Origin of the sequence: Nonomuraea sp. NPDC049695 (assembly GCF_040674955.1) — a bacterium.
Lineage (GTDB): Bacteria > Actinomycetota > Actinomycetes > Streptosporangiales > Streptosporangiaceae > Nonomuraea > Nonomuraea helvata.
The window spans coordinates 257,425-269,437 of record NZ_JBFANV010000004.1; the positions used below are offsets into that span (position 1 = coordinate 257,425).

At 69.5% G+C, this 12,013-nt stretch carries 13 protein-coding genes and 1 rRNA gene; 9 read left to right on the top strand and 5 right to left on the bottom strand.

The window, feature by feature from the left end:
* Positions 1–86: 86 nt before the first annotated feature.
* From aroA to hisN, 3 genes are all read left to right on the top strand, one after another.
* Entirely contained in the window at positions 87–1,373 is a 1,287-nt protein-coding gene (aroA, locus tag AB0J64_RS06060; RefSeq protein ID WP_364021365.1) for a 3-phosphoshikimate 1-carboxyvinyltransferase, read from the top strand.
* A gap of 163 nt (positions 1,374–1,536) precedes the next feature.
* Positions 1,537–2,577 (top strand): ribosome small subunit-dependent GTPase A, encoded by a 1,041-nt coding sequence (gene rsgA / locus AB0J64_RS06065; RefSeq protein ID WP_364021412.1) that lies wholly within the window; start codon positions 1,537–1,539, stop codon positions 2,575–2,577.
* 224 nt (positions 2,578–2,801) lie between these two features.
* Positions 2,802–3,620, top strand: a complete 819-nt coding sequence (gene hisN, locus AB0J64_RS06070) for a histidinol-phosphatase (protein ID WP_364021368.1) — start codon at positions 2,802–2,804, stop codon at positions 3,618–3,620.
* Here the strand turns inward: hisN and AB0J64_RS06075 are convergent.
* Positions 3,617–4,402, bottom strand: a complete 786-nt coding sequence (locus tag AB0J64_RS06075) for a fructosamine kinase family protein (RefSeq protein ID WP_364021371.1) — start codon at positions 4,400–4,402, stop codon at positions 3,617–3,619. The two genes, hisN and AB0J64_RS06075, sit on opposite strands and share 4 nt — an antisense overlap.
* Complete coding sequence (locus AB0J64_RS06080) at positions 4,389–4,862, bottom strand: low molecular weight protein-tyrosine-phosphatase (RefSeq protein ID WP_364021374.1); 474 nt, start codon at positions 4,860–4,862, stop codon at positions 4,389–4,391. The genes AB0J64_RS06075 and AB0J64_RS06080 overlap by 14 nt, the downstream gene beginning before the upstream one ends.
* Before the next feature lie 121 nt (positions 4,863–4,983).
* Between AB0J64_RS06080 and pstS the strand changes: the two genes are divergently transcribed.
* The 5 genes from pstS to AB0J64_RS06105 are packed head-to-tail and all read left to right on the top strand — an operon-like array spanning position 4,984 to position 9,463.
* Positions 4,984–6,087 carry a phosphate ABC transporter substrate-binding protein PstS gene (gene pstS / locus AB0J64_RS06085; protein WP_364021378.1) on the top strand — a complete coding sequence of 368 codons (1,104 nt, stop codon included), beginning with the start codon at positions 4,984–4,986 and terminating at the stop codon, positions 6,085–6,087.
* A 6-nt stretch (positions 6,088–6,093) separates the two neighbouring features.
* On the top strand, positions 6,094–7,074 hold the full coding sequence (gene pstC, locus AB0J64_RS06090) for a phosphate ABC transporter permease subunit PstC (RefSeq protein WP_364021381.1): 981 nt from the start codon (positions 6,094–6,096) through the stop codon (positions 7,072–7,074).
* Positions 7,071–7,946 (top strand): phosphate ABC transporter permease PstA, encoded by an 876-nt coding sequence (pstA, locus tag AB0J64_RS06095; RefSeq protein WP_364021384.1) that lies wholly within the window; start codon positions 7,071–7,073, stop codon positions 7,944–7,946. Before pstC ends, pstA begins: the two co-directional genes overlap by 4 nt.
* A gap of 15 nt (positions 7,947–7,961) precedes the next feature.
* On the top strand, positions 7,962–8,738 hold the full coding sequence (pstB, locus tag AB0J64_RS06100) for a phosphate ABC transporter ATP-binding protein PstB (protein ID WP_344992270.1): 777 nt from the start codon (positions 7,962–7,964) through the stop codon (positions 8,736–8,738).
* Entirely contained in the window at positions 8,738–9,463 is a 726-nt protein-coding gene (locus AB0J64_RS06105) for a response regulator transcription factor (protein ID WP_364021387.1), read from the top strand. The genes pstB and AB0J64_RS06105 overlap by 1 nt, the downstream gene beginning before the upstream one ends.
* Here AB0J64_RS06105 and AB0J64_RS06110 read toward each other — a convergent pair.
* Both AB0J64_RS06110 and AB0J64_RS06115 read right to left on the bottom strand, forming a co-directional pair.
* On the bottom strand, positions 9,432–10,376 hold the full coding sequence (locus AB0J64_RS06110; protein ID WP_364021390.1) for a serine hydrolase: 945 nt from the start codon (positions 10,374–10,376) through the stop codon (positions 9,432–9,434). The genes AB0J64_RS06105 and AB0J64_RS06110 overlap by 32 nt on opposite strands.
* Before the next feature lie 33 nt (positions 10,377–10,409).
* The gene (locus AB0J64_RS06115; RefSeq protein ID WP_364021393.1) at positions 10,410–11,297 is read right to left on the bottom strand and encodes a phenylalanine 4-monooxygenase; all 888 of its coding nucleotides are present in this window, start codon (positions 11,295–11,297) and stop codon (positions 10,410–10,412) included.
* 126 nt (positions 11,298–11,423) lie between these two features.
* Between AB0J64_RS06115 and AB0J64_RS06120 the strand changes: the two genes are divergently transcribed.
* The gene (locus tag AB0J64_RS06120; protein WP_364021396.1) at positions 11,424–11,876 is read left to right on the top strand and encodes an Lrp/AsnC family transcriptional regulator; all 453 of its coding nucleotides are present in this window, start codon (positions 11,424–11,426) and stop codon (positions 11,874–11,876) included.
* A gap of 55 nt (positions 11,877–11,931) precedes the next feature.
* Here AB0J64_RS06120 and rrf read toward each other — a convergent pair.
* A 5S ribosomal RNA gene (rrf, locus tag AB0J64_RS06125) occupies positions 11,932–12,013 on the bottom strand; the annotation flags it as partial.

Consider the following 12,013-nt stretch of genomic DNA (forward strand, 5'->3'; position numbering starts at 1 on the left):
CGCCCGCGCCTGTTGTCCACAGGGGGGAAGGAGCAGGCCGTCTACAGGCCGTGAACCCGCCCTGCCACTCCCAGTAGTCTTTGACCATGCCCGCTACGCACTGGCCCGCGCCCACGGCGACCGCTCCGGTGACCGCCACCGTCTCGCTGCCCGGCTCCAAGTCGGTGACCAACCGCGCGCTCGTCCTCGCCGCGCTCGCCGACGGCCCCGGCGTCGTGCGCAGCGCGCTGCGCAGCCGCGACGCGGACCTGATGGTCTCGGCCCTGCGTGCCCTGGGCGCCACCCTGGTGTCCACCGGCGAGAGCGCCGCCGGGGCCGACTGGCAGGTGACGCCGGGCCCGATCCGGGGCGGCGCGAGCATCGACGCCGGGCTGGCGGGCACGGTCATGCGTTTCGTCCCGCCGATGGCCGCCCTGGCCGACGGCCCGGTCTCCTTCGACGGCGACCCCCACGCCCGCAAGCGCCCGATGGGCCCCATCCTCGACGCCCTGCGTTCGCTGGGCGCGCGCGTCGACAACGACGCGCTCCCGTTCACGATCAGCGGGCCACTGGCGGGCGGCGAGGTCACGCTGGACGCCTCGGGCTCGTCGCAGTTCGTCTCCGGGCTGCTGCTGACGGCGGCGCGGTTCGAGAAGGGCGTCACGATCCGCCACGTCGGCCCGCCCGTGCCCTCGCAGCCGCACATCGAGATGACCGTGGAGATGCTCAGGGCGGTGGGCGTCACGGTGGACGACAGCGAGCGCGACGTGTGGCGGGTCGAGCCAGGCCCGATCGCGGCCAGGGACATGACGGTGGAGCCCGATCTGTCCAACGCGGCCCCGTTCCTGGCCGCCGCCCTGGTCACGGGCGGCACAGTCACGATCCCCGCCTGGCCGGCCCGCACCACCCAGCCGGGCGACGCCCTGCGCGGCCTGCTCGGCGCGATGGGCGCCGAGGTCACCCGCTCCCCCGACGGATCCGACCTGGTGGTCACGGGGCGACCGGCAGGCGAGATCACCGGCCTCGACACCGACCTCCACGAGGTGGGCGAGCTGACCCCGACGATCGCCGCCCTCGCCGCGCTCGCGACCACGCCGAGCCGCATCAGGGGCGTGGCCCACCTGCGCGGCCACGAGACCGACCGCCTGGCCGCGCTGGCCACCGAGATCAACCGCCTGGGCGGCGACGCGGAGGAGACCGAGGACGGCCTGATCATCCGCCCCCGCCCGCTGCACGGCGGCACCTTCCACAGCTACGACGACCACCGCATGGCCACGGCCGGAGCCGTGATCGGCCTGAGGGTGCCCGGTGTGGAGGTGGAGAACATCGCGACGACGGCCAAGACCCTCCCCGAGTTCGTCCAGATGTGGGCCGGCATGCTGGAAGCCCGATGAGCCGGGTCCGCAGCCGCCCTCCAGCGGCGGGTTTCGCGATGGGAACGCCGGGCACGTCGGAAAAGGGCGGCACGTGGGGGTCGGCCGCCCCTATGACGAGATCCACCGGCACGACGTCATTGCCGCATGCCCACAGAGGGAGAGAGCGCATGGGAGCAGACCGCTGAAGAAGCGGGAGTACGACGAGGACGACGTACGGGTCCGGCCGGGCAAGGGCTCGAGGCCGCGGACCCGGATCCGTCCTGCGCACGAGGACGCCGTCGAGGGGTTCGTGGTGGCCGTGGACCGCGGCCGCTACACGACGCTGGTCGAGCCGGAACGCCCCAAGGGGTCCGCGCAGAAGCGCAAGCAGCCGCAGAGCCGTCTCGTGGTGGCCATGAAGGCCCGCGAGCTGGGCCGCAAGGGCATCGTCGTGGGCGACCGGGTCGCCCTGGTCGGCGACGTCTCCGGCCGCCCCGACACCCTGGCCAGAGTCGTACGCGTGGAGCCCCGCACGTCGATGCTCCGCCGCTCGGCCGACGACACGGACGACACCGACGGCATCGAGCGCCCGGTCGTGGCCAACGCCGACCAGCTCGTCATCGTCACCGCCCTGGCCGACCCACCGCCCCGCCCCCGCATGATCGACCGCATCCTGGTGGCCGCCTTCGACGCCGAGATCGACACGCTGCTCTGCCTCACCAAGCCCGACCTCGCCCCGCCCGACGAGCTGGTGTCCCTCTACGAGCCCCTGGGCGTCGCGCACGTGGTCGTGCACAAGGGCGGCCCTCTGGAGGAGCTCCGCGACCATCTGGCAGACCGCGTCAGCGTCCTGGTCGGCCACTCGGGCGTCGGCAAGTCCACGCTCGTCAACGCCCTGGTGCCCGACGCCAACCGCGCCGTCTCCCAGGTCAACGCCGTGACCGGGCGCGGCCGTCACACCTCCACCTCGGCCGTGGCCCTGGAGCTGCCGGAAGGCGGCTGGATCATCGACACACCGGGCGTGCGCAGCTTCGGCCTGGCCCACGTACACATGGAGACGGTTCTGGCCGCGTTCCCGGATCTCGTGGAAGGCACGGTCGACTGTCCCAAGGGCTGCACCCACCTGGGCCCCGAGTGCGCCCTGGACGCCTGGGTCGCCAAGGGCAACGCCGACCCCGTCCGCCTCGAGTCGCTGCGCCGCCTGCTCTCCAGCCGCGAAGGCACCGTCGACGACGCTCCCTGATATCGCCAACACCCACTGGAATCACACTTTCCCGCCAAAGAGTGAGCCTCATTCTCTGTCGCGATCATGCGCGCCAAACACGGGAATCAGCTGATCTGAGCCGTCTGGACGCCCTTTTACCTTCACGGCGAAACAGCAGTTCTTGTCCAGTCCCACGGAAAAGTCCGGTTTACCCCCGACCTGAAGCCGGAGCACTGAGGACAATTCCGGTAGCGTTGGCGACCGTGCAGGGTTATAACGATGATCTTCGCCTCGCGCATGTCATGGCGGACGCCGCCGATGACCTGACCATGCGGCGGTTCAAGGCGGTCGATCTCAAGGTCGACACCAAGCCCGATCTGACGCCGGTCAGCGACGCCGACCGTGCCGTGGAGGAGGCCATCCGGGGCACGTTGCGCCGCGCCAGGCCCCGCGACGCGGTCGTGGGCGAGGAGTTCGGCAAGACCGGCTGGGGCGCCCGTTCGTGGATCATCGACCCGATCGACGGCACCAAGAACTACGTACGCGGCGTCCCGGTGTGGGCGACCCTGATCGCGCTCATGGAGTACGGCAAGGTCGTCGTCGGCCTGGTGTCGGCCCCGGCGCTCGGCCGGAGATGGTGGGCGGCGATCGAGGGCGGCGCGTGGACCGGCAAGAGCCTGACCAAGGCGTCCAGGATGCGGGTCTCCTCCGTGTCCAGCCTGGAGGACGCGTCGTTCTCGTACTCCAGCTTCGGCGGATGGGAGAAGGCGGGCAAGCTCGAGAACTTCCTCGACCTCGGCCGCGCCTGCTGGCGCACCAGGGCGTACGGCGACTTCTGGTCGCACATGATGGTCGCCGAGGGATCGGCGGACCTGTCGGCCGAGCCCGAGCTGTCGCCGTGGGACATGGCGGCGCTCACGGTGATCGTCGAGGAGGCCGGCGGCCGCTGGACCGACGTCGCCGGGGTGCGGGGCTTGGAGGGCGGCAGCCTGGTCTGCACCAACGGGATCCTGCACGACGAGGTGATCAACCGCCTCAACGGCACCTCGTTCACCCCGAGTTCACCGATCCACGGCGTCTAGAGCGCCAGCACCCGCCGTACCGCGTTCATCAACCCGTCTCGGTAGGACCCGCCGAACAGCACCACGTGGACGAGCAGCGGATGCAGCTGGTGCAGCGGCACCCGCTCCCGCCAGCCCTCCGCGGGCGGGAACTCCTCGTGGTAGGCCCCCAGCACCCGATCGAGGTACGGCAGCCCGAAAAGCGCAAGCATGGCCAGGTCTGTTTCCCGGTGCCCGCCATGGGCCGCAGGGTCGACCAGCACCGCCGACCCTTGCGACCACAGCACGTTCCCGCTCCACAGATCCCCGTGGATCCGCGCGGGCGGCTCGGCAGGCCCCGCCACCGCGGCGAACCGCTCCACGGCCCGCTCGACGAGCGCCAGGTCGGATGAGGGCAGCCCGGCCTGCCGGGCGAAGGGCAGCACCCGCCGGGAGGCGTAGAAGGAGGGCCAGTCGGCGGCGGGCGAATTGTCCATCGGCAGCTCGGCGATGAACCCCGGCCACGGCGCACCGAAGCCGGCGGCACCCGCCCGATGCAGCCGGGCCAGCGAACGCCCGAACCGCTCGGCCGCCGCCGCGCTGGGCGCCTCCTCCCGTACCCATGACAGGACGAGCCGATCGGGACCGACCTCGATCACCTCGGGCACCGCGATCGCCTCGCCCAGCCAGCGCAGCCCGGCGGCCTCCGAGGCGAACATCTCTGAGGCGGTCCCGGTTTTGGCGAACACCTCGCGCCCGTCGTCCAGCACGCCCCGCAGCAGCCGCCGCCCGTGGGACGAGCCCAGGCTCTCAGTCGATCTCATCGGCGATGTGCTTGGCCACGCCCTCGGAGGCGGACTCGACCAGCGCGAGCACCTCCTCGAATCCCTCGCGGCCCCCGTAGTACGGATCGGGCACCTCGGCCCCTTCCTCGGCGGCGGGGTCGAACGCCCGGAACAGCTGCACCTCCACCCCGGAGGGCGCGATCCGTCGTAGGTTGGCCAGGTTGTCCCGGTCCATGGCCAGCACCAGGTCGTAGCGGTCGAACCAGTCCCGGGTGAACTGCCGGGCCCGGTGCGCCGCTCCGTCATAGCCATGCTGTTCGAGGATGGCCAGCGCCCGTTCATCCATGGGGTCACCGGCGTGCCAGCCGCCGGTCCCGGCGCTCTCGACGGTGACGCGGTCGCCCAGCCCGCGGTCGGCCAGCGTCTGGCGGAGCACCACCTCCGCCATGGGGGATCGGCAGATGTTTCCCATGCACACCAGGCATACGCGATAGGTCATAACTCCCATCATGGGGGCGACCGGGCGCGTTCACCGAACGTTCACCCTTGTCGGGGGGTTCAAGTCACCTTGGCTGCATACGTTCATGGCGACTAAGGACCAAGTGGGAGGAAACCCAACCGTGAAGTATGCAGGCCGGCTCGCCGCTGTCGCCGTCGTCGGCGCGCTCTCCCTCGCTGCGTGCGGCACAGACAACAATGCCAGCGGCGGCGGCACCACGTCCGCCAGCGCGCCCGCCGCGGGCAACGACAATGGTCTGAGCGGCACGATTCAGGCCGCGGGCTCCTCCGCCCAGGCCAACGCGATCACCGAGTGGACGAAGAACTTCACGGCCACGAACTCGGGTGTGACCATCAACTACCAGCCCAGCGGCTCCGGCGCGGGCGTGCAGTCGTTCATCCAGGGCACGGTCTCCTTCGCGGGCTCGGACTCGGCGCTGAAGCCGGAAGAGGCCCCGCAGGCCGACGCCCGCTGCAAGACCGGCAAGGCCATCAACATCCCGATGGTGACCGGCCCCATCGCGGTGGTCTACAACCTCCCCGGCGTCGAGGGCCTCCAGCTCTCCCCCAAGACGCTCGCCGGGATCTTCAACAGCAAGATCACCAAGTGGGACGACGCCGCCATCAAGGCCGAGAACCCCGACGCCAAGCTGCCGTCCACCCCGATCCAGGCCTTCCACCGCTCGGACGAGTCGGGCACCAGCGACAACTTCACCAAGTTCCTCAAGGCCACCGGCGGCTGGGCGTACGAGCCCGCCAAGGCGTGGCCCGCCGAGGCCAAGGGCCAGGGCGCCAAGGGCTCCGACGGCATCGCCTCCTCCATCAAGGACACCGAGGGCGCGATCAGCTACGTCGAGCTCTCATACGCCGAGAACTCCTCGCTCCAGAAGGCCAAGGTCGCCAACGGCGCGAACGAGTACGTCGAGCTGACCCCCGAGAGCGCGGCCAAGACCATCGAGAGCGCTCAGATCAAGGGCACCGGCAACGACCTCGCCCTGTCGATCGACTACGCCACCAAGACCGCCGGCGCGTACCCGATCGTGCTGGTGACGTACGAGATCACCTGCGAGAAGGGCCTGCCGGCCGACCAGTCGAAGGTGGTCAAGGCGTTCCTCACCTACACCGCCAGCGACGAGGGCCAGTCGGCGCTGAAGGAGCTGGGCTACGCCCCGCTGGCCGGCACCCTGCTCACCAAGGTCCGGTCCGCTGTCGAGGCGATCTCCTGATTGCAGATGACCACAAATCTGAAGACCCGTGACGGCGGGCCGGCCACGAGCCGGCCCGCCTCGCGGCGCACCCATGGTGAAGGCCTCTTCCGCTTCGTCTCCACCGCGGCCGGCGTCATCCTGCTGGCGATCATGGCGGCCATCGCCGTGTTCCTCATCAGCGAGGCGATCCCCGCCCTGCAGGCGAACAAGGCGTCCTTCTTTTTCGAGCTGACCTGGGACCCCAACGGCCAGAAGGTGTTCGGCATCGCCGCCCTGGCCTTCGGCACGGTGCTCAGCTCGGCACTCGCCCTGGTCATCGCCACCCCGATCGCCGTCGGGGTGGCGTTGTTCATCTCGCACTACGCGCCCCGCCGCCTGGCCTCGCCGCTCGGCTACCTGATCGACCTGCTCGCCGCCGTGCCCAGCGTGGTCTACGGCCTGTGGGGCCTGGCGTTCCTGGTGCCGCTGCTGCGCGAGCCGTCGAAGTGGCTGAACGAGAACCTCGGCTGGTTCCCGCTGTTCGCCGGCGAGGGCGCCGTCGGCGGCAAGACCATGCTCGCGGGCTCCATCGTGCTGGCCATCATGATCCTGCCGATCATCGCCGCCATCTCCCGCGAGGTGTTCCTCCAGGCGCCGAAGATGAACGAGGAGGCGGCGCTCGCGCTCGGCGCCACCCGCTGGGAAATGATCAGGATGGCCGTGCTGCCGTTCGGCCGCCCGGGCATCATCAGCGCCGCCATGCTCGGCCTCGGCCGGGCCATGGGCGAGACCATCGCGGTCGCGCTGATCTTCCCCGCGACCTTCGACATCACCTTCGAGATCCTCACGCCCCACGCCAACAGCATCGCCGCGAACATCGCCAACGGCTTCGGCGAGGCCACCCAGATCGGCCGCGGCGCGCTGATCGCCTCCGGTCTGGTGCTGTTCATCATCACGCTGCTGGTCAACATGGGTGCGCGCATGATCATCAACCGGCGCAAGGAGTACGGGAGGGCCGGCGCATGACGGGAATCCAGCACATCTCGGCCGGCCGCCGGATCAAGGACAAGTTCGTCCAAGGGCTGGTCTACCTGGCGTTCGCGCTCGCGGTGGTGCCCCTCGTCTCGGTGCTCTGGCTGGTCATCTCCAACGGCCTGGCCCGCTTCGACCTCGAGTTCCTCACCCACTCGATGCGCGGCATCGGCGCCCGTGACGCGGGCGGAGGCGCGTACCACGCGATCATCGGGACGCTGGAGCAGGTCCTGCTCGCCTCGCTCATCTCCGTCCCCATCGGCCTGTTCACCGCGATCTACCTGGTCGAGTACGGCAACGGCGGCCGGCTCAGCCGCTCGATCAGCTTCTTCGTGGACGTCATGACCGGCGTCCCCTCGGTGGTCGCCGGCCTGTTCGTCTTCGCGTTCTGGATCCTCGTCCTCGGCTTCCAGTTCTCCGGCTGGGCGGGCGCGCTCGCGCTGTCGATCCTGATGATGCCGACGGTGGTCAGATCGGCCGAGGAGATGCTCCGGCTGGTGCCCAACGACCTACGCGAGGCCTCGTACGCGCTGGGCGTGGCCAAGTGGCGCACGATCCTGAAGGTCGTGCTGCCGACGGCGTTCACCGGCATCGTCACCGGCGTGATGCTGGCCGTGGCCAGGGTCGCCGGCGAGACCGCGCCGCTGCTGATGACGGTGTTCTTCACCAACTCCATCAACAACGATCCGTTCACCGGACCGCAGATGGGCCTGCCGCTCTTCGTCTTCGACCAGGCGGCCCGGCCCAACGACACCGCCATCGACCGGGCGTGGACCGGCGCCCTCACGCTCATCCTGATCGTCATGCTGCTCAACCTGGTGGCGCGCCTGATTGCCTGGTGGCGCGCGCCCGCCAGGGGCCGATAGGGGGTTATCGACGCAATGTCCAAGCAGATCCAGGTCTCGGGTCTCGACGCGTACTACGGGTCGCACAAGGCGATCGAGGACGTGTCCATGACCATCGAGCCCCGCTCGATCACCGCGTTCATCGGCCCGTCCGGATGCGGCAAGTCGACGTTCCTCCGCACGCTCAACCGCATGCACGAGGTCATCCCCGGCGCCCGTGTCGAGGGCAAGGTCCTGCTCGACGGCGAGGACCTGTACGCCCCCACCGTCGCGCCCGTCTCGGTGCGCCGGATGATCGGCATGGTCTTCCAGCGCCCCAACCCGTTCCCCACGATGTCGATCGCCGAGAACGTGGCCGCCGGGCTCCGGCTCAACGGCCGGGTCAGCAAGTCGGAGCTCGACGGCATCGTGGAGGAGTCGCTCAAGGGCGCCAACCTCTGGAACGAGGTCAAGGACCGCCTCAACAAGCCGGGCGCCGGCCTGTCGGGCGGTCAGCAGCAGCGGCTCTGCATCGCCCGGGCCATCGCGGTCAAGCCGCAGGTCCTGCTGATGGACGAGCCGTGCTCGGCGCTCGACCCGATCTCCACGCTGGCCATCGAGGACCTCATGGCCAAGCTCAAGGACCAGTACACGATCGTCATCGTCACCCACAACATGCAGCAGGCCGCCCGGGTCAGCGACAGGACCGCGTTCTTCAACCTCGCCGAGCAGGGCAAGCCCGGCAAGGTGATCGAGATGGACGAGACGTCCCGCATGTTCACCAACCCGTCCCAGAAGGCCACAGAGGACTACATCACGGGGCGCTTCGGCTGATGACCCAACAGCAGGCGGCACTCACGGTGAACGGGGACACACGGACCAAGCCCGTACTGCTCATAGCCGACCCCGACGACGCCGTCGTGGAGGACCTCGCCACGGCGCTCGAACGCGAGGGCGTGGCCGTCACAGGCGCGCCCGACGGTGCTCAGGGCCTCCTCCAGGCGGGGGCCCTGCAGCCTGACGTGGTGCTCGTCTCGGCCACGCTCACGGTCATCGACGCGGTGGAGTTCGTCCGCGCGGTACGCCTCGCGCGCGCCGTCCCTGTGCTGCTCGGTGTCGGCGAGGGCCACGCCGAGCAGGCGGTGCGCGCGCTCGCGGCCGGCGCGGCCGCCTGCGTGGCCAGGCCCTACCGGGTGACGGAGCTGCTGCCGTTCATCCAGGCGGCCTCGCCCGGATCACGCCAGGTGCTGGCCGTTGGCGGGGTCGAGCTGGACGTGCAGGCCTATCAGGTACGCGTGGGCGGGCGGGCCGTGCACCTGCCGCTGCGCGAGTTCGAGTTGCTGCATTACCTGATGCGCAACGCCGACCGTACGGTCACCCGCGAACAGATCATGCGTCACGTGTGGCACGCGGCGGCGACCACCTCGACCAACACGATCGCGGTGCACGTCAAACGCCTGCGCGCCCGGCTGGGCGACGAGGACGACCAGCTCATCCAGACCGTGCGGGGCGTCGGCTACCGCCTCGTCACGCCGGGCACTTCCGGAAGTCCTGCATGATCCGCTTCGCCACGCCTTCGACGGTCGCTATGCCGTACCCCACCTGAGGGCTTCCCTCGGTGAGTACGGCAATGGCGTAGTCGTGGCCGTCGCCTCTGAGCAGGCCCACGCTGACCGTGGCCCAGAGCTTGTTCGAGACGCGCTTGAGCCAGCCGTTCTTCAGCGCCACGCGGTCGCCTTTGCACGCGGCGGCGCTGATCCCCCAGTTCTGGCCGTCGATGACCCGGCCCATGAGGCTGAGGACCTGGTCGCGGTCCTTGGCCCTGAGCGGGCTCTTGGGGGACGCCAGGGCGCGCATGAGGCGGATCTGGTCGTCCACCGACGTTCGGGTGATTCCCCAGCAGTACAGGTCCACGCAGTTGCCCGGGACGCCCTGCGTGTGCTTGAGCCCGAACTTCCTGCCGGCCTTCGTGAAGCCGGGCGCGCCGCCGATGCGCAGCCAGAGTCGGTCGGCGGCGTGGTTGTCGCTGTAGCGGATCATGATCTCGGCGTCGTGCCGGACGGCCTGTGGCAGCTTCTTCCACGGGGTCTTCAGCAGCAGGCCCATGAGGATCTGCGCCTTGGCGGTGCTGGCGGTGATCATTCGCTCGCCCGGGTGATAGCGGTAGAGCCGCCCGGTCGCCAGGTCCTTGACCATGGCGGTGACCTTCCCGGACCGGCCCGCGAGATAGCCGTCGAGCCGCTTGCTCATCCGCTTGGCCGGGACCGGCGCCAGGGTCTCCTCGGCCGAGACCTGCTCCAGCCGGGCTCCGGTGGCCTCCTCGCGGATCCCCAGCAGCACCGGGGCCCGTCGTGCCAGAGGCACCGATGCGGGTGCCGGTAATCGCGGGGCGGCCGATGCCGGGACGAGGGCGGCGAGCAGGGCCAGGGCGATGACCGCTCGTGGTACTGCCTGTCCTCGGCTCGCCACCATTGACGCATTATCACGAAAAATTGCGACAGGCCGCTAGACGGCGGCGGCGATGAGTTTCGCGATCGAGTCGTCGTCACACGTGCCCCAGAAGTCCCCCACGACGTCTTCCAGGTGCTGGAGAGACTCGGCCCGGAAGAGTACGTCCTGATATTTCGTGATGTCGTAGTGGGTCGTGCCCATCGCGGACAGGTCCAGCGGCCGGATGTCCATGCCGCGGAACTCCTCGATCTCCCCGTACGACGACAGGATGCCGGCCCCGTACGCCTTGAGCTCGCCCGCCTCCCGCATGACCCCGAACTCCAGCGTGAACCAGAACACCTTCGACACGAACTCCAGCGCCTCGTCCGACTGGACCCGGCGCGCGGCCTGGCCCGCCAGCCGGTAGAGGGCGGCGTACCGGGAGCTCGCCAGCGCGTTGGCGTGCCCGATCACCTCGTGGATGACGTCGGGCTCCGGCGTGTAGAAGGGCACGGAGTGGTGCCGGATGTACTGCGTCGAGTGGAAGTACCCGTCGGCCAGCACGCCGTAGAAGTCCCGCAGCGGCACCAGCCCCGCGGCCGGCAGATAGCGGAACCCCGTCAGCGGCTCCAGCAGGCGCGAGACCTCCTCGAGCTGCGGGATCCGCTCCTGGGACAGCCCCAGGCGGTCGACGCCGTCGAGGTACTCGGCGGTGGCGAACTTGGCGTGCTTCACCGCCAGCTCCCTGGTGACCAGGGCCCAGACCTCGTGCTCCTGCTCGGTGTACTCGGCGGCCGGGATGGGCGTGCCCGGGCGGTAGTTGACGGCCAGCCCGGCGATCGCGTTCCGCCGCGCCCGATACACCGGATCCGCGAACCCCGGGTGGGACGCGGACAGCTCGACCACCACCGATCCGTCCTGCTGGGCCGCGACGGGGGCGAAGTACTGCGCTTCCTCAAACATGTCCAAATGACAGCAAACCCGGGTTTTCCTGGCAAGAGCGCCCAGTTCTGCTGAGCGATACGCTAGCTTCCGCACTCTAAGTAGTGAAATTTCTGGTCGAATCGCACAGCATGGGAGGGGCATGCCATGGACGATCTGGACGCGAGGTTGCTGGTGACCATGCGTGCCCACCCCCGCATCGGGCTGACGGAGTTGGCCCGGCTGCTGGGCGTGGCGCGCGGCACCGTACAGGCTCGGGTGGAGAAGCTGACCGCCAGGGGCGTGATCGAGGACTTCGGCCCGACCGTGTCACCGGCGCAGGCCGGTTATCCCATCCTGGCCTTCGTGTGGCTGCAGATCGCCCAGGGCCGGCTGATGGAGGCTGTGGAGGCGCTGCGGGCCGTACCGCAGATCCTGGAGGTTCACGGTACGAGCGGCCAGCACGACCTGCTGTGCCGGGTGGTGGCACACACAACGGACCATCTCCAGGAGATCATCGCCCACATCCTGGCGTCGCCGGCGGTGCAACGGACGGACACGACCATCTCCCTGTCCACCCAGATCCCCTACCGGATCGAGCCCCTCCTGAACATCCGCTGAGTGCCGTACAAAAGAAAAGGGCCACCCCGAAGGGTGGCCCTTTTTCATAAATATTGTGCGGCGGTGACCTACTCTCCCACACCCTCCCGAGTGCAGTACCATCGGCGCTGGGAAGCTTAACTTCCGGGTTCGGAATG

Coding starts and splice junctions, on each gene's coding strand:
- aroA (WP_364021365.1), top strand. CDS start 87: ATGCCCGCTACGCACTGGCCCGCGCCCACGGCGACCGCTCCGGTGACC.
- AB0J64_RS06075 (WP_364021371.1), bottom strand. CDS start 4,402: ATGAGATCGACTGAGAGCCTGGGCTCGTCCCACGGGCGGCGGCTGCTG.
- AB0J64_RS06080 (WP_364021374.1), bottom strand. CDS start 4,862: ATGACCTATCGCGTATGCCTGGTGTGCATGGGAAACATCTGCCGATCC.
- pstC (WP_364021381.1), top strand. CDS start 6,094: ATGACCACAAATCTGAAGACCCGTGACGGCGGGCCGGCCACGAGCCGG.
- pstA (WP_364021384.1), top strand. CDS start 7,071: ATGACGGGAATCCAGCACATCTCGGCCGGCCGCCGGATCAAGGACAAG.
- pstB (WP_344992270.1), top strand. CDS start 7,962: ATGTCCAAGCAGATCCAGGTCTCGGGTCTCGACGCGTACTACGGGTCG.
- AB0J64_RS06105 (WP_364021387.1), top strand. CDS start 8,738: ATGACCCAACAGCAGGCGGCACTCACGGTGAACGGGGACACACGGACC.
- AB0J64_RS06110 (WP_364021390.1), bottom strand. CDS start 10,376: ATGGTGGCGAGCCGAGGACAGGCAGTACCACGAGCGGTCATCGCCCTG.
- AB0J64_RS06115 (WP_364021393.1), bottom strand. CDS start 11,297: ATGTTTGAGGAAGCGCAGTACTTCGCCCCCGTCGCGGCCCAGCAGGAC.
- AB0J64_RS06120 (WP_364021396.1), top strand. CDS start 11,424: ATGGACGATCTGGACGCGAGGTTGCTGGTGACCATGCGTGCCCACCCC.